Source organism: Psychrobacter piechaudii (assembly GCF_900162825.1).
Classification (GTDB): domain Bacteria; phylum Pseudomonadota; class Gammaproteobacteria; order Pseudomonadales; family Moraxellaceae; genus Psychrobacter; species Psychrobacter piechaudii.
The window spans coordinates 1-17,226 of the sequence record NZ_FUGE01000041.1 but is presented as its reverse complement, the minus strand read 5'-3'; the positions used below and the strand labels follow the sequence as shown (position 1 = coordinate 17,226).

Annotated in this window: 9 protein-coding genes and 1 pseudogene; 3 read left to right on the top strand and 7 right to left on the bottom strand. The window is 44.4% G+C overall.

Features of this window, described 5'->3' with window-relative positions; translation table 11 throughout:
• Positions 1-1,133 precede the first annotated feature (1,133 nt).
• Positions 1,134-2,262 (bottom strand): annotated as a pseudogene (locus A1019T_RS01015) (alkene reductase).
• Between the two features lie 194 nt (positions 2,263-2,456).
• Between A1019T_RS01015 and A1019T_RS01010 the strand changes: the two are divergent.
• The gene (locus A1019T_RS01010) at positions 2,457-3,341 is read left to right on the top strand and encodes a LysR family transcriptional regulator (RefSeq protein WP_068408009.1); all 885 of its coding nucleotides are present in this window, start codon (positions 2,457-2,459) and stop codon (positions 3,339-3,341) included.
• A gap of 58 nt (positions 3,342-3,399) precedes the next feature.
• Here the strand turns inward: A1019T_RS01010 and cobA are convergent, their stop codons facing one another.
• From cobA to A1019T_RS00985, 5 genes are all read right to left on the bottom strand, one after another.
• The gene (gene cobA / locus A1019T_RS01005; RefSeq protein WP_077450025.1) at positions 3,400-4,332 is read right to left on the bottom strand and encodes a uroporphyrinogen-III C-methyltransferase; all 933 of its coding nucleotides are present in this window, start codon (positions 4,330-4,332) and stop codon (positions 3,400-3,402) included.
• A 137-nt stretch (positions 4,333-4,469) separates the two neighbouring features.
• Complete coding sequence (locus A1019T_RS01000) at positions 4,470-7,649, bottom strand: nitrate reductase (RefSeq protein WP_077450024.1); 3,180 nt, start codon at positions 7,647-7,649, stop codon at positions 4,470-4,472.
• Positions 7,646-9,091, bottom strand: coding sequence for an NAD(P)/FAD-dependent oxidoreductase (locus tag A1019T_RS00995; protein ID WP_077450023.1), 1,446 nt, complete (start codon positions 9,089-9,091; stop codon positions 7,646-7,648). Before A1019T_RS00995 ends, A1019T_RS01000 begins: the two co-directional genes overlap by 4 nt.
• Positions 9,092-9,167: 76 nt before the next feature.
• On the bottom strand, positions 9,168-11,246 hold the full coding sequence (locus A1019T_RS00990) for a bifunctional protein-serine/threonine kinase/phosphatase (protein WP_077450022.1): 2,079 nt from the start codon (positions 11,244-11,246) through the stop codon (positions 9,168-9,170).
• 3 nt (positions 11,247-11,249) lie between these two features.
• Positions 11,250-12,761, bottom strand: coding sequence for a NarK family nitrate/nitrite MFS transporter (locus tag A1019T_RS00985; protein WP_077450021.1), 1,512 nt, complete (start codon positions 12,759-12,761; stop codon positions 11,250-11,252).
• Positions 12,762-13,318: 557 nt separating this feature from the next.
• Between A1019T_RS00985 and nirB the strand changes: the two genes are divergently transcribed.
• Positions 13,319-15,904: a nitrite reductase large subunit NirB gene (gene nirB / locus A1019T_RS00980; RefSeq protein ID WP_077450020.1), complete on the top strand. Its 2,586-nt coding sequence runs from the start codon at positions 13,319-13,321 to the stop codon at positions 15,902-15,904.
• A gap of 45 nt (positions 15,905-15,949) precedes the next feature.
• Positions 15,950-16,357, top strand: a complete 408-nt coding sequence (gene nirD, locus A1019T_RS00975) for a nitrite reductase small subunit NirD (protein ID WP_077450019.1) — start codon at positions 15,950-15,952, stop codon at positions 16,355-16,357.
• Positions 16,358-16,625: 268 nt separating this feature from the next.
• Here the strand turns inward: nirD and A1019T_RS13160 are convergent, their stop codons facing one another.
• The gene (locus A1019T_RS13160; RefSeq protein ID WP_167366825.1) at positions 16,626-16,799 is read right to left on the bottom strand and encodes a hypothetical protein; all 174 of its coding nucleotides are present in this window, start codon (positions 16,797-16,799) and stop codon (positions 16,626-16,628) included.
• Positions 16,800-17,226: the final 427 nt, after the last annotated feature.

Genomic DNA, 17,226 nt, shown 5'->3' with positions numbered 1-17,226 from the left:
AATGTATATTATGTTAAACTAAGGGTACCATACAATAAGTTCATGGGATTATAATTATATGATAAATCCCTATAAAGATTGGTTGATGATTGATTAATTCTCATACGTATTACCTATTCATAAAGTCATCTTCATCACCACTAATACAGTTACTAGCTGAGCTGTCTTAAGGAGTTAATGTACAGAGCTATCATTAATCCTATTGTATTTGTAATCGAGCTTAACGTATTAAACCATGTCGCTAGTTAACCTGTTTGATAAACTTGTTCTACTCATCATTGCTAAGTTTACTACCTTCATACTGCACAATAAGCCCTCTGAATAATCTGTCACTCCTAATCATCACCTAATAAACAAATCACTCATCAATCGATTGTTGGTAGCTTAGCCGACTTCCTGATTAATGCGAATGTGCTTGAACTACGTTAGGTACAGAAGTATTAGCCACCAAGTGACAATCAGCTCAAAGTAAAAGCAATAACCCTTCTGAATGCCTATTACTCTATATCATTGATAAGAACGTATACAAACTCTGATAATGCTCCTACTTGGCATCTCAGTAAGTCCAAGTCTATATACACCTTATAGCTGCTATTATCATAGCTAACTACGTTTCCATTTAGAGTCACCAAAACAGCCTTCCTGATTAGTGAAACATTCATTGGTCTTTTCTAACATCTCTCGTTCTTACTGAGATATTTTAATCTAAAGCATTGAGTTGATACCTTCCAAATTTGCACAGAACAGTACTATCACCCTGATTAAGGTATTCTGTGCGAGTACAGGAGCACGGTATTTTTATATTAACTATAGGTCATTGTTTTTAATAGAAAATTAACTCTTTTAAATCGTGAACCTAAATTTAGGTAGCCATAAGTTAAATAGACTGTTTTAGAGTCACTGATAGCATGGGTTTTGAGCGTCGGATAAAGTCCGACATATCCTACTAATATGCGTATCAGCCTGTCTTTCAAACTTTTATTCATTGCGTCTACCAACTGATAAATACTGACAAATAAAATATCTTTAGAATTATGTGCATTTTTACAGTGTCATCGTACCGCTTATACCCATCGCTTACTGCGGTGAAAACAAGGCCGTGATCGACCTTGTTTTATGCACTACTTTTTTGACTATTCTTGATAGCGAGGATAATCACTATAGCCAATGGCAGTGCCACCATACATCGTGGCAGGATCTGCCTCATTGAGTGGCCAATGATTGGCTATGCGTTCAGGTAAATCGGGATTAGCAATAAAAGGACGACCAAAAGCAAATAAATCCCCATAACCTTTAGATAATATATCGACCGACTTCTGCACAGTGTACTTACCGGCATAAATAATACGTCCTGAAAACTCAGCTCTGACCGCTTGATAAAAAGGCTCTGGCAAATCAGGCGCATTATCCCAATCAGCCTCTGCAATGGATAAGTAAGCAATGCCCGCCTGTTCAAGTACTTTAATCGCTTCAATATAGGTATGATGAGGGTCTGCTTCTACTAAGCCTAGATACACACGAGTCTCATCCGTGCTGGCAAATAAAGGCGCAAAACGTACGCCTAAACGATCAGCGCCAACCACTTCACTGACGGCGGCAACCACTTCTTTTAAAAAAACGCAGACGATTGGTCAACGAACCACCATATTGATCATCACGTGTATTGCTATGCTCAGAGATAAATTGATTGACCAAATACCCATTGGCACAGTGTAGCTCTACCCCATCAAAACCTGCTTCTAGTGCGTTGCGCGCGGCTTGTGCATACATAGCGACCAATTCACCCACTTCTTCTGTGCTCAGTGCCCGTGGCTCACTTGGGTCGGCTAAAGCGCCCTCGCCTGGACCTGTCTCAATAAACACTTTGACGTTAGTGGCAGTAATGGCAGATGGAGCGATAGGCTGCGCTTGATTGGGTTGTAAGCTGGTATGAGACACGCGGCCAACGTGCCACAGCTGCGCAAAAATAATACTGCCTTTAGCATGTACTGCTTGCGTGACTTTTTTCCAGCCTTCAATTTGCGCTGGTGAATGAATCCCGGGCGTCCACGCGTAGCCTTGGCCACGCGGCTCAATCTGTGTACCTTCAGTCACCATAAAACCTGCTGAGGCACGCTGTGCATAATAGCTTGCCATTAAATCATTAGGGATATTGTCAGGTTGCGTGCTACGAGAGCGCGTCAAAGGCGGCATCACGATACGGTTTTTAAGGGTATAAGGTCCAAGTTGTACAGATGAAAATAACGCACTGGTATTCTTCATTTTTAGCACATTTAGCATAGCTTGTTTCATAACACTCTCTTTTAAAGCAAACGGATAGGCGTATTTTTTGAGCCACTGAATCTATTTTTAGGTTTAATGGGCTGCTTAAGTAATGTTGGTTAGCATAGAGTTTTGTAGGTACAATTAGAAACAAGCCTTTCTTGTCTAGGGTACAACTATTAATGGTAAGTGTTATGAATGGTATGAATCGGCTAGATATCAAGCAGCTTAGAGTATTGCAGGCACTACTTGATCTAAAAAATCTCTCGCAAGTTGCGCGCAAAATGGGACTGACGCAACAAGCGATTAGTGAGCAGTTGCGTAAGCTACGGGATTTGTTTGATGATCGTTTGTTTATTCGTCAAGGCAATAGCATGGTGGCAACACCAAAAGCACTAGCAATGCGGCAGCCGATTGACGAGATATTAAAACAGTTGGAAGTATTGTTAGAGCCAGAAGTGTTTACGCCGCAAACCTACAAAGGCGTCTTTACGATTAGTGCAACCGACTATGCGACGCAGGCATTATTGCCGCAGTTATTTAGTATCACACGCTGTGAAGCGCCTCATTTAAAGCTGATAGTGAGAGATTTTGCATCAGACAATATCAATCAGCTGATTGCGGCAGGCGAACTTGATTTACTGATTACTTTTCCAGAGTTTATCCCTGACAATTTATCGTATGTGACGCTATTTGAAGAACAGCATTTATGTGTGACGGGTTATAAAAACACCTTTGCAACAGAGATATTCACACTGGCGCAAGTTGCCGCACACCCACAGCTGGTGGTATCGCCTTCGCGTGCCAATTTGCGCGGATCGCATGATCAATGGTTTGCAGAAAAAGGGCTTAAACGCCATATTGTGATGTCAGTTCCTAGCTTTTCAGCCGTGCCAGATATCCTGCACACCACCGACATGATTGCCTTTTACCCTGCGCGACTATTACCAAATAATAAAGTCAAAGAGATTGAAATCGAAGCATTACCGCCCACCTTTAAGGTAATCGCAGCATGGCATCCACGTACCAGTGACAGTGGTATACATCGCTGGTTAATTGAGCAATTACGAAATTTATAGTTAAAAGATTAGCCTGTCTTAAAGTCATCTTATTGAGCATTTAGGCTAACCCTATATTTTATGCAACACTCTCAAAAGTAGGTATAAGATGTTTATCGGTGATGGATTGCTTAATATTGCAGACTGCACGCTTACCAAATGCACCAAGGTTGTAGTCTGCAAATTCATGATATAGCGTCACCACATCGCCCATAATCAGTAATGCTGGGGTTGGCAATTTCGCTTCGGCTTGCTGCTTAGCGATACTATCAAGCGTACCGATGAGCAGTTGCTGCGTGGGCAAGCTGGCATGGCTAATCACCGCAAAAGGCGTTTTGCTATCTCGTCCCGCTGCTATTAACCCTTCGGTCAATTCATCTAGCTGATGCAATCCCATATAAAAAACGACGGTTTGGGTGCTATCTAAATGCTCGTCATAGTTATTGTTGGGCGCTCCTGATTTCTTATATGCCGTTACAAACTTCACTGTCTGCGCATGGTCTCGATGCGTCAATGGAATACCTGTACTACTAGCAGCGGCACTGGCGGCAGTAATACCGGGAATAGATTCAAAAAAGATACCATGACGCACCACTTCTTGCAGCTCCTCTCCGCCGCGTCCAAATATAAAGGGGTCGCCACCTTTGAGCCTAACGACCGTTTTGCCTGCTAGCGCGTGTTTGACCAGTAGCTCATTGATACCTTCTTGTGGTAGTGCGTGATTGGCACGGCGCTTACCGACAAATATCTTCTCTGCCGTCAGCGCACACATATCTAAAATATCCTCTGAAACTAAACTATCATAGAGCACGACATCTGCTTTTTGCATTACTCGTAATGCTTTTAACGTGAGTAGCTCAGGATCGCCAGAACCTGCACCAACCAAATGTACCGTGCCCGTTTTCACATTTTTTTCTATACCTGATGGCTCATCGCTCACTCTAATATGACAATTTATATTGGGTAAATTCTGTGAAGTTAATGCGGCAATAAAGGTAGATGAATCAGTCATGGTAATAACTCCTAATAACACTGTTAATAACGCGCAACTCTGCACCTAACAATGGCATACCTAAGAAAAGAAGAGCATATAAAATACGCTGCAAGCCCTATGCCATATTAACGATCAAACTTTGCAACAAGCACTACTTAAGACGCATACCTATCGATCAAGGCATTAATTTGACTCACACATGAACCGCAGTTAGTCCCTGCTCGGCATGCCTTTCCAACCGCGTGGGCACTCATACACTGCTGCTTGGTAATTGTTTCGATAATAATATTCTCTCCAACAGCCATACATGAACATACTAATGCACCTGGATCAACATACCCTGTCGCTGGACGACCTGCCAGCAACCACTTATAGCGTTGATTCTCTGGTATCGCATCAGTACTGGCAAAGCAATTGTTAAGCCAATGCATACTGGGTAGCTGCGCCACTTGCGGCGCAAAACAAATGCTGAGCAGTAGCTGATCGCTTGGTATGTCAGACTTTGACGTACTAATCGATGCCCGATCTATCACTTTATTATTTACCTCTACCTGCGTCGAGACGAAGCGAAGCTGCTTTGCTTGCTTGCTGCAAGTAAAGGCACTATTGATCGATTTATCGGTGAGAGATGTTTGATAGGTATTGATAAAGTGCTGCCAGTACTCAGGGTCAAGCAGTTTACTGATGACTTTGTCTACAGGGCTAGCTAAAGTAATCAAGACGCTATTGGTTTGACGACTTAAACTCCATGTCAATGCGGGTAATGAGTTTGATCTTTCAGAAATTGTATTTGTATCAGAAGAAGGTATCAGCACTCCTTGATCCTCAGGCTCTTTCTCAAAATCCAATAAAGTCTCACGCAGATGCACTATCATGGTGTCTTGTAGATCAGGATGCACCAAAATCTTGCCATAAGTTTTCATCGGTACAGGCATCACGCTGATTGCAGAATTTTTTAATTCAGGCTGTCCTGAATGTGGATCAACGACTGTTGGGATCAGCGTACCTACGCGAGCAAAACGAGCAAAGGCGTTGCTCCAATGCATCGGCATAAAGGCATCACCTGCACTCATACTGTCGCTGATAGCAACTTGCGCGAGCACCTGACTGTTTGTAGTGGTGCTCGCAACCGTACGCGGCGGCTGGCTATTTATTGATAAGTTTTTCTCATAGCAGGGACGTAGCTGTACATAATCGCCTTGGTCAACACCGAGCTGCTTGGCATCATTTGGATGCACGGTGAGCGTTGGTACAGACTCGTGTTGGTTGAGCTGCGGTGCAAGTCCTGTGCGCGTCATCGTATGCCATTGATCGCGAAGCCTACCTGTAATCAGCCGTAGGTCTAATGCCCCTGAGCTATCTTGATGAAACGTATGACTGCCGTTATTTTTTTTACTATGAGCGCTTTTCGAGCTCAATCGTTGCGTATGCCTATTGGGTATACTGGCGTGACTGGGAGGCGTAATGGCAATAAATTTCGTTTTGCTAGGTGTAATACGTGCGCCGCCCCACTGAAACGGTGTCATGACATCATATGCGTCGTGACTGAAAGAGAATACGTTTTTATTTTGCTGCTTAAGATGGTTTGGGCTTTCCTCTATCGATGCTATCGCCCCTACTACCATTGGCGAAAGATCTTTTGCTAAATTAAGATGGCGCGGTTGATTGTTTTCTGATACATCTTGGCTGGTATCATTTCTATAAGCTGTCAGAGCGATATGCTCATTAAATATATCCCTAGCATGCTGATAATCAAACCCTGCCAAACCCATGCGTTTAGCGACTTGCGACAGTATCCACCAGTCAGGCTTTGCTTGTCCGAGTGCAGGCATTAACGCCCGCTGGCGCGAGATGCGGCGCTCCGAATTGGTCACTGTGCCTGATTTCTCCCCCCAACCCTGTGCAGGCAAAACAATATCTGCACACTTAACCGTATCGCTGTCGACGGAGCAGTCAGATACAATCACCAAATCACAGGTAGCCAATGCGCGGCGAAACTTATCAGCCTCAGGCAAGCTGACGACAGGGTTGGTCGCCATAATCCAGATGGCTTTGATACGGCCATCTAGTATGGCATCAGCAGCATCGCAAGCTTTTACCCCAACTTCTGCGGCAAGCGGTTGCGGCGCTTGCCAAAAATCAGCCACCAAATGACGATGCTGCTCGTTGTCTAGGTCTAGATGCGCGGCAAGCAGGTTAGCTAATGCACCGACTTCGCGCCCGCCCATCGCATTTGGCTGACCGGTGAGTGAAAACGGACTTGCACCTACTCGGCCCACTCGCCCAGTATACAAGTGAGTATTGATAATGGCATTGACCTTGTCGGTACCACTTGCAGATTGGTTGACACCCATGCTAAATGCCGTGACGGTTTTATCATTTGCAGCAACCAGCGCATAAAACTCCTGTACCAGATCCGCACTGATACCACATGCCGTCGCCACTTTATCAATCGTCCATGTTTTTGCGGCCTCTAAGGCGGGCTTAACATCATGACACTGCTTAAGATAGTCTTTATTACCACAGCCTTCTTGCTCAAGATAATGCAGCAGTCCGTTATATAAGTGCGTATCCGTGCCAACAGCGATGGGTAAATGCAAATCAGCAAATTCACAAGAATCAGTACGACGCGGATCAATCACGATTAGTTTTTTATTAGGATCACGCTTTTTGGCGGCTAAAAACCGTCCGAATAAGATAGGATGACACCACGCCATATTGGAGCCCACCAGCACCAATAAATCACAAGACTCTAAATCTTCATAATTACTAGGCACTAAGTCTGCACCAAAAGCACGCTTATGCCCTGCAACCGCTGAGGACATACACAGTCGTGAGTTGGAGTCGATATTATTATTACCGATAAAGCCTTTTATAAACTTATTGGCAACGTAGTAATCCTCAGTAAGCAGCTGCCCTGACACATAAAACATTACGCTGTCACGCCCGTGTGTCACGATAGTGTTATTCAAACGACTGGCAATATCATCCAATACTGCCTCCCACTCGACAGGCTGCGTATCTGTCGGTTGTCCTTTTGCTATTGTTCGCTGTTTGTTTTGATAATAAGGCTGAGTCAACCTGCGTTCAGTGCCCAATGTTTGTGCCAATGCACTGCCTTTTGAGCAGAGTTTGCCGAAGTTTGCTGGATGCTCAGGATCGCCTGTCACGCTGACTACACCTGCCTCATCGATGTTTGCTAGTACGCCGCAGCCTACGCCGCAGTAAGGACAAGTGGTACGAATAGGACTGATCAAATCCTCAGTGTAAGTTGTAATGCGAGAGGACGGTACGACACTGAGGGCTTGATCGTCATTTAAGATGGTGCTGCTCATGAGGCCTCTCCTATTAGGTGTGCGTCACTTGGCACGGCAGATTCGGGCTCAGCTGCTTCTATTTTCTCTACATCGCAATAGGCTTCGCCAAAGATAAGGTCTTCTTTTATCGAGGATATGTCACTGCCATCAGTGATCAGCTGACTATAAAACCCGCTTTCACTCACATCACCGTATAGTACCGTGCCAATAAGTTTGCTTGCTTTAATATAGAGACAAAGATAATGATCGAGGCTCGTTTGCTGATAAACCACGCGCTCTATCTGTGCCATTTCAATATCATCAAAAGCAATCTGACCTGCTGAAAAAGCGGCGATGCCAGATACTTTTAATTTTAAAGATAAAGGCTTGCTGATAAAGGGACGCCAGTGGTTTTTGTATTCGGTTATTCGTGAGTCACTACTAAGTCTCCTACTACTTGAGACGCTCGACTCTTTTAGGACAGAAACCAAAGTATCCACCTGTTGGTTGACAGGGGCTACCATACCGAACAGCTCACCATCCAGTTCTATACACTCACCAATCGCATAGACATGAGGACAGCTCGTATGCATAAAGTTATCTACGAGGATACCTCGGTTAACCTCAAGACCACTTTGCTGGGCCAGTGTCGTATTGGGGATGACGCCAACGGCCATGACAATAAAGTCTGCTGGCAGTGTGCGGCCATCCTTTAACAACAGACCATTAACCTCGTGTTGATCATTGACCGTAATACATTCTGTGTTGGCTAACACCTCCAGCTTGACACTTCGACTGAAGAGCTCTGCTTGTAGCAGATGAGCGGCGGGCATATCAAGCTGTTGGTTGAGAACATGACTATCGACATGAACCACTGTCATATCTGCCCCTTGAGATGCCAAAGCACAAGCGGCTTCCAGACCCAGCACCCCGCCACCAATGACAAGACCCTTTTTTGCTTGGCGCGCGTACTCCGTCAATACCTGCACATCAGCAATCTCTCGAAATACATGAACCCCCTTAGCATCATGATTGGCAAAAGGGATGACGCGAGCTTGTGAGCCAGTAGCAAGCACCAGCTCGGTATAATCCAGGGTTTGTCCATCACTCAATTTGACACACTGCTGATTGGTTTCGACTGCATCTACCGACGTGCCAGCCAATACCGTGATACCCAATTGCTCATATTCTGCTAGCTCGTATAAATATGTCTCTTCAAAAACCGACTCTCCTGAGAGTACGGGTGACAGCATGATACGGTTGTAGCCCACTTGCGGTTCTTTGCTAATCAGCGTGATGGGTAAATGAGCTGCGCCTTTTTCTTGGCTGCTTTGCTGCTGAGCACGTGCCAGCTCAATGGCAAAACGACTGCCTGCCATCCCAGCGCCTATAATAACGATGCCCGCAGTAGTCTGACGTCTAGAAGAAGAAGCATTGGTAGAGAAAGCAGTATGGGTTGGTTCTGGTGAATCAAGTGACATAGGAAAATCATTCCTTAGCCGCAACACGCAGCGTTGAGTAAAATGGCTTGTCGTACTATTTACGTTTAACAAGGTTTTATGAAAAATAAATCAGCAACGATATGATAATGACAAATTGAATAAAGCAAATGCTGTGCCAAACCAATAAGGGATGACGTATGATCAGCGGTTCAGGGTCTCTGGTATTGTTACTATTATCGGGATTAAAGTCTTGTAAGAACTCGCCAATCGCTTGATACCTTGCCTGCGTACTAGAGTGTAGTGCACGCATCAACGCTTGCTGGCTGGTAGCGGGCACTCGGTTTTGACGCAGGCGCTCGGCAGGTACAACTAGTGAGACAGATGGGTTCATCAACTCTTGCGAGCTAAATGGTAGCTCACCTGTGAGTAACTCATAACCAATCACGGCAATGGAAAACAAATCAGAATGCACGCCTTTTGGGGCATCGGTGTAATATTCTGGTGCAGCGTAGTGCAGATCGCCATTAGGAGGACGCGTACTATCTTTTAGTATGGAGGAGCTAGCAGAGCCAAAGTCGATTAACTTGACCGCACCTGATTGAGTTAATAATATATTTTCAGGCTTGATATCTTGATGCAGTAGGTAGTTTCGATGCATCACACGGACCGCCATGCCGATCTTAGTGAGTAAATCGTAAGTTTGCCAAATATCATAAGGGGCTTGACGATCCATAAAAACTCGTAGGCTCTCCCCTTCGATATATTCCGTTAAATGATATAAATAAGTACTACTGGCAGGCACTGGGTAGTAGCGCAAAAGCCCCGACGCATTAGACGCATTGAAAGTAGCATTCAGTTTTTTAGAGACATCACTGGTTAAAAGCGGATCATGGGAGGATACGCTATTGGGGTTCACTTGATTGTAAGCGGGCTCACCAATACGTTTGTGCTTGGACAGGCTCAAACCGATTTTACGTTCCTTTAAAAACTCACGTAGATAATGCCCATCAGCAATGACATTGAGACTTGGCGACTTCAAAACAAATGCATGCTGATCGTTATCCTCTACTAAATACACCTCACTGCGAGCCGTACGCGCGATGATTTTTTTGACCACAAAATTATCAATCTGTGCCCCTACTGCCAAGCCCGTTGGTAAGCGATAGTGATTGATATCCTGAGCATGACTACGGTCGCTATCCACACCCTGATCAAGCGCAATGCCGTTATCTGTTTCTCGGTGCGTTTTACTCTTTATGATTTCATCGTTCATACCCAGCATGATTACACTGAGATTATCATGGCTACTCTCGCTAAAGGCTTGCTCACATAAACGCTGGCTCATCTGAAGATGGTCGATGATTTGATTGGGACATGCCACTGATTGGTGCATGGCCTGTACCGCAGCACACAGCTCAAACTGTAACTCTGCTGGCGTAATAGACTCATAAACCCCATCGGTCATGAGCGCCAAACACTCGTTTTGGTGCAAAGTGAACACAGATTGTTGCAGCTCCACTCGTGTGTCAGCACCGATAGCAGCAGACAGGGCTCCTTTATCCCGTCCATGGTGGATATGATGGTCTTTGGTCAATAGCACCATACTGTCGATACCGATACGATAGATACGAGAATCGCCCGTATGAAACAGATGAATACGGTCGCCTATGCACAGCAGCCCTGATAGCGTGGATAATAAGGCGGGCAGGCGCTCATAGGCTTGCGGGAAATAAAGCGCATCATTGGCTTGGTGCACCGCCTCCTTAATCACGATGGCAACTTGATCGTCATCAAAGCGGTGTAGTGGATTTGGCGATTGCTCTTGAGATTCGCTTGATATCTCATTTGCTTGCACCCTATCTGTCTGTACCATCTCTGCAAGTTGTGAGGTGATATGGTGTGCCACCGTGTTTATCACTGACTGACTGGCTTGTTTGGGAAACTGGCAAGCACTGACCCCATCAGCCATCAGCACCAATAAAGGCGCTGTAAAAGAGGGATGAGCCCCATGAAACGCTGACGATGATAACGATGGAAACCCATAAGGTAGGCAGGTCGTTATGAGTAGGCTATCTTGGTTCTCAGCTTTGCGTCCTGCCATCGTAAAAAAATCAGGCAGCCACAATGCAACGTCCGCATCATGGCTGCTTACTTGATTTGTTTGTTTAGGCGCTTGTTTGACGCTCTCATGCATAATTTAGCTCACTTGTATTTGAGCAAAGCTGCCATCTGGCATCTCTTCAATAATAACGCCTTCAGGCTCTTTTAATAAAAACAGCGCCAAGAAGCCAATCACTGCTGTTGCGGCAATCACAAAGAAAAACACCTGATACGATACCAGACTCAGTACAGTTAGATAGACCACTGACCCGACGTTACCGTAAGCACCCGTCATTCCTGCAAACTGACCTGTCATACTACGTTTAATCAAAGGAATCACAGCAAACACTGCTCCCTCACCCGCCTGTACAAAGAAAGAGCAGAACATGGTAATCAACAGCGCAAGTGCGATCGGCCATGAAGAGTCAACGACACCCATCAACAGATAACCAATAGCCAAACCTGCGGTAAGAATCAACAGCGTGATTTTGCGACCGAATTTATCACTCAACCAGCCGCCGCCTGGACGTGACATCAGATTCATAAAGGCGTAGCTTGATGCCAAGACACCTGCCATGACAATCGATAAGTTAAAGGTTTCTTGATAGAAGAGTGGCAGCATAGAGACCACAGCCAACTCTGAGCCAAAAGTCGCAAAGTATAAAATATTCAAAATACCTACTTGCTTAAAGTCATATCGGTGAGCTTTTGGCACAGGCGTGGTAAATACTTCCTTATTAAAACGATAACTACTGATAAATTCATAAACGTATAACACCACCAACGCAATATAGACGATGTTGACACTTGCCTGACTCAGCAAACTCACACCAGCTGGTGATAATTTCCACGCCAATAAGGCCAATGCCAAATACATTGGCAGTTTAAATACCATCATGAGCCAGAAGTCACCTGATGAAGTTACCATCATGGCACCCGATTTTTTAGGTTTGAAATACGTAGCACCCTTAGGGGTATCACGTACCATCTTGTAAAAAATCACACTATAGAGCATCATAACCACCCCTGAGGTAGCCGTTGCATAACGCCAACCTTCCTCACCGCCAAAGATGGCAGCGGCCGCAATAGAGACTGTCGGTAGTAGCAGTGCCGCGGCGGCAGAGCCGAAATTTCCCCAGCCCCCATAGATACCTTCAGCTGTACCCAGCTCATTAGCAGGGAACCAGTCACTCATGAGACGAATACCAACCACAAACCCTGCACCAACGAAACCCAATAAAAAGCGTGATAGCGCTAACGTGTTGTAATCTTGCGCAAAAGCGAAGGTGAGACAAGGAATAGCGCCAGTGGCTAAAATTGCAGTGTAAACAAGCCGCGGACCAAAGCGATCGGTCAACATGCCAATGATGACCCGAGCTGGGATAGTCAAGGCAACATTTAATATCAATAAAGTTTTTACCTGGTCTTTGGTGAGGTTCAAACTCTCCCCAATCGCAGATAAGAATGGCGCATGGTTAAACCACACGAAAAAGGTGAAAAAAAACGCCATCCACCCAAGATGGAGAATTTTGTTTTTACCGCTAAAAGAAAAGATATTCAGCTTGTTTTTATTTGGTGCAGTAGGGCTCGGTGATGGCGATGACGACATAAGCGGTTTCCTTAAATAGTGAAATTTAGGGCCAACAGGGAAAGTCGAAGAACATATTGTATTGAACGAGCTAACCTGTTAGAGCATTTAAGGGGGTGCAATGGCTGTGCCAGCTGCCGCTATGAGCCGTGTTGTGAAGATAAAATTTACCTTTGATAAAAGCGTCTATACGTTGCTATAGATGACATCCAAGTAGCTTGGATAAATTACTCATACTCTAATAGCTATATGAAAATACTAACTTTATCGAGATAAATTTAAAATCCTCACTGCTATAAAAACAAACAAATTGGTGCATAGTTTTATCTATTTTGGTGCATCTATTTTTTATATCCTCACATTCAATGAGCGAAGACTGTCTTATTTATCATGCCTATTCATATACTCGAAAATACCACGCTGCCTTAGAAAGACACTGTCATTGACACAGGCTTTCTTCTGTAGTAATCAGCCTTTCGCTTAGAAATATGGTGCTATATAACGGTGCTTGGCACAGTTATTGAAGGTGTAATTGCTGTAAGCACTATTTAGATAAACGCATGACTAAGGATAATCACATGAGTAGCACTATAGTGAGTAAGGCAGGTAAAACTAAGTTGGTAGTGATTGGCAACGGTATGGTTGGGCATCATTTTATTGAGCGCGCCGTAGAAAAAGGCTTACACGATCAGTTTGAGATTCACGTATTTGCTGAAGAGGATCGCCCAGCTTATGACCGGGTGTATCTATCGAGCTATTTTGAACATAAAGATGTGAGTAAACTAAACTTAGTGGACTTGAGCAGGTATGAGGATGCGCAGATTCAGTTGCATCTCAATCAGCGAATCACAAACATCGATGCCGCCAATCAATGTATCAGCACGGAAGAAGGTACCCAGATAGACTATGCTGAATTGGTATTAGCAACAGGCTCCTATCCGTTTGTGCCGCCAATTCCAGGGCGCGAGCATCCGCACTGTCATGTCTATCGTACGATTAAAGATTTGGATGATATTCTCAGTACTGCTGAGAAGCCAAAAGTCAAAAAAGGTGTCGTGGTCGGGGGTGGCCTGCTTGGCCTTGAGGCAGCCAAAGCCCTAGTCACACTAGGATTAGAGACTTACGTAGTCGAGTTTGCGCCTCAGCTGATGGGCGTACAGCTCGATGCTGCTGGCGGTGATATTTTAAAGCGTAAAATTGAAGCCCTTGGGGTCAAGGTATTAACAGGTAAAAATACTAAGGCCATTATCGACAACACCCTATCGGATGAAGCATCGTGTCATTTAACCATGCAGTTCGCTGATGATACCTCATTAGATACCGACATGATCGTCTTTAGTGCGGGTATTCGTCCGCAAGATAGCATTATCAAAAGCAACCCTGAATGCGGTATTGAAATCGGCACCCGTGGCGGTATTCTGATTGATGAAGCTTGCCGTACCAATGCCCCGAATGTATATGCCATTGGAGAGTGCGCCGTATGGGACAACACCGTTTTTGGCTTGGTCGCGCCAGGTTATAGCATGGCCAGTATTTGCGCCGCTCAAATTGCAGGCGATCACGCTCAGACCTTTACAGGCGCTGACATGAGCACCATGCTCAAATTGATGGGTGTAGATGTGGGCAGTATCGGCGATGCGCACGGTGCAACAGAAAACAGTTTGAGCTATTTATACCAAAACCCTGTTGAGGGTATCTATAAAAAACTGGTAACCACAGCGGATAATAAGCGGCTACTGGGCGCTGTATTGGTAGGTGACACTGAGGATTACAACAATCTCTTGCAGCTATTTCTAAACGATATTGACCTGCCTGCCCATCCTGAAAGCCTGATCCTACCCAACGTAGAAAAACCCACCATGGGTATCGAGAACCTGCCCGATAGCGCCACGATTTGCTCTTGTTACAACGTCACCAAAGGTGCTATTTGTGCCGCCGTTGAAGACGGTGCTTATACCATGGCAGAGGTGAAATCATGTACCAGTGCTGGTACCGGCTGTGGCGGTTGCGCACCTATGGTGAAAGACACATTAGGCTATCAGCTAACCGCGCTTGGTTTTGAAGTCAATAATGATCTGTGTGAGCACTTTGCTTACTCACGTCAGGAGTTGTATAGCTTGATTCGAGTACAAGGCATTAAGACATTTGATGCGCTACTGGACGAGCACGGTAGTGGTCATGGCTGCGAGATTTGCAAACCAACCGTTGCCTCTATTTTGGCGTCTTGTTGGAATGATTATGTACTCAAGCCCGAACTCACGCCACTGCAAGACAGCAACGATTACTATCTAGGCAATATTCAAAAAGATGGCACTTATTCGGTCGTGCCACGCGTGCCTGGCGGTGAAATCACTGCAGATAAACTCATCATCCTCGGACAAGTCGCCAAAGAGTTCAATCTGTATACCAAAATCACTGGCGGTCAGCGCGTCGACTTATTTGGCGCACGTTTAGACCAACTGCCCGATATCTGGACCCAACTGGTCGATGCTGGATTTGAGACGGGCCATGCTTATGGTAAATCTCTGCGTACAGTGAAATCTTGTGTGGGCAACAACTGGTGTCGCTACGGTGTCGATGACAGTGTGGGTTTAGCACTTAGACTAGAAGACCGCTACAAAGGCGTGCGCTCACCACACAAAATAAAAATGGGCGTATCTGGATGTACCCGTGAGTGCGCTGAAGCGCAAAGCAAAGATTTTGGGATTATTGCCACTGAAAACGGCTGGAATCTCTTTGTCTGCGGTAATGGTGGCATGACCCCACGTCATGGCGAGCTATTCGCAACAGATCTTGATACGGATACAGTTGTCAAATATATCGACCGTATTATCATGTTTTATATCAAGACCGCAGATAAGCTTCAGCGTACATCCAAATGGCGCGAGAGCCTTGAAGGTGGACTTGAGTATCTACAGGCAGTCATTATTGAAGACAGTTTAGGTATCGCTGAGGAGCTAGAGTCACAGATGCAATTACTCATCGACAACTATGTTTGTGAATGGAAAGCCACCATTACTGATAGCGAAAAACTCAAACGTTTCCGTCATTTTGTTAATAGTGAGCAAGGCGATGACAATGTGGTATTCGTCACTGAGCGAGAGCAGATTCGCCCTGCAACCGATATTGAAAAAGCTAAAATCCTAGCGACTGAGCTGTCTTAATCACCGCTTAATAACTTTCGATCATACACCAATAAGGATAATCCAATGAACCAGTATGTAGTTTGTAGATTAGAAGACATTCTCCCTGAAACTGGTGTTTGCGCACTAATAGAGGGCAAACAAGTAGCAATTTTTCGTACTAAAGACAATAAACTATTCGCGCTTGATAACTATGATCCCTTTAGTCAGGCCAATGTATTATCTAGAGGGTTAGTGGGTGGTACTACTGTTACCAACGATGGTGGCATTGATGAAGCGGTGTTGTATGTGGCTTCACCTATTTATAAGCAGCGCTTTAACCTTGCTACCGGTCAGTGCTTGGATGATAACAGTGTAATGCTTGCTACTTATGATGTTGAGCTTGATATTAGTTTTGAAGGTAATGATGTGATTATAAAATATGAGCAGTTAGAAACGTCATCTACGACACTACTCGAAATAGAGGCTGTCTAAGCTGTTGGTTTACATTTACATCTGTTTTAGTCAATACTCAATAGTTGATAGACAGTGGTTGATATAATATTCAAGATTGCATAATAATCTGAGATAGGCTTTGAAATTAAAACCTTCTCAGATTATTACCTGCTTTAGTCTCATCCCGATACAAGATACTCTTAGCTTCTGCTTTAAAATCCTGTGGATTCATTTCTGTCTGAGTGGTAATGTCAGGTTTCTGGCTGGCCTGTTTCTCTGAGTCACGGAATAAGGTATTCTGCGCCTCTTATCTAAAATCATGCTCACTAAGTGCTGTTTTAACTTTTATAGCCTTCATATTATTGATTTGCTCATCACCATTTTGCCTTTCATTACCATTTTGCCTTTCATTTTTTGTCTCATCTCTTGGTGAAATGAAAGTAGGAATAGAATTAGGGTCGGTTGCTAAGTTTGTATTCATTTGCTTGGCAGATGCCCTATTCTGAGCAACTGACGTGCTGTTAACTCCTAATGGTACCTGAGAATTTTTTGAGAGTAAGTAATTGAAGGCAAATACGGCGAGCAAGAAGACAGCGCAAAAGATACCCCAACCTTGGCAAAGTTGCGGCGCGAAAATTACACCTAATTACCTTAAATGATTTTAAGGTAAAATTCCTGAAACTACACTAGTTACAGGGATTTTTTTACGATATATTTTACAGTCATTTAATATCGGTTTATTTCTTCAAACTCTGATATTTGTCACCTGAAATGAGCTATTTTTTGCCACGACTATTTTACCAAATATTGGCGATTTTTTAAAAATAATTCACAATCCTCCCCTACCCCATGGTTTATAAGTAAACTTTTTGACATAATATTGATGAGATATTTATGCTACATATAGT

Excerpts from the sequence above, each read along its gene's own strand:
- A1019T_RS00990 (WP_077450022.1), bottom strand. The coding sequence starts at position 11,246 with ATGCATGAGAGCGTCAAACAAGCGCCTAAACAAACAAATCAAGTAAGC.
- nirD (WP_077450019.1), top strand. The coding sequence starts at position 15,950 with ATGAACCAGTATGTAGTTTGTAGATTAGAAGACATTCTCCCTGAAACT.
- cobA (WP_077450025.1), bottom strand. The coding sequence starts at position 4,332 with ATGACTGATTCATCTACCTTTATTGCCGCATTAACTTCACAGAATTTA.
- A1019T_RS01010 (WP_068408009.1), top strand. The coding sequence starts at position 2,457 with ATGAATGGTATGAATCGGCTAGATATCAAGCAGCTTAGAGTATTGCAG.
- A1019T_RS00995 (WP_077450023.1), bottom strand. The coding sequence starts at position 9,091 with ATGTCACTTGATTCACCAGAACCAACCCATACTGCTTTCTCTACCAAT.
- A1019T_RS01000 (WP_077450024.1), bottom strand. The coding sequence starts at position 7,649 with ATGAGCAGCACCATCTTAAATGACGATCAAGCCCTCAGTGTCGTACCG.
- A1019T_RS13160 (WP_167366825.1), bottom strand. The coding sequence starts at position 16,799 with ATGAATACAAACTTAGCAACCGACCCTAATTCTATTCCTACTTTCATT.
- A1019T_RS00985 (WP_077450021.1), bottom strand. The coding sequence starts at position 12,761 with ATGTCGTCATCGCCATCACCGAGCCCTACTGCACCAAATAAAAACAAG.
- nirB (WP_077450020.1), top strand. The coding sequence starts at position 13,319 with ATGAGTAGCACTATAGTGAGTAAGGCAGGTAAAACTAAGTTGGTAGTG.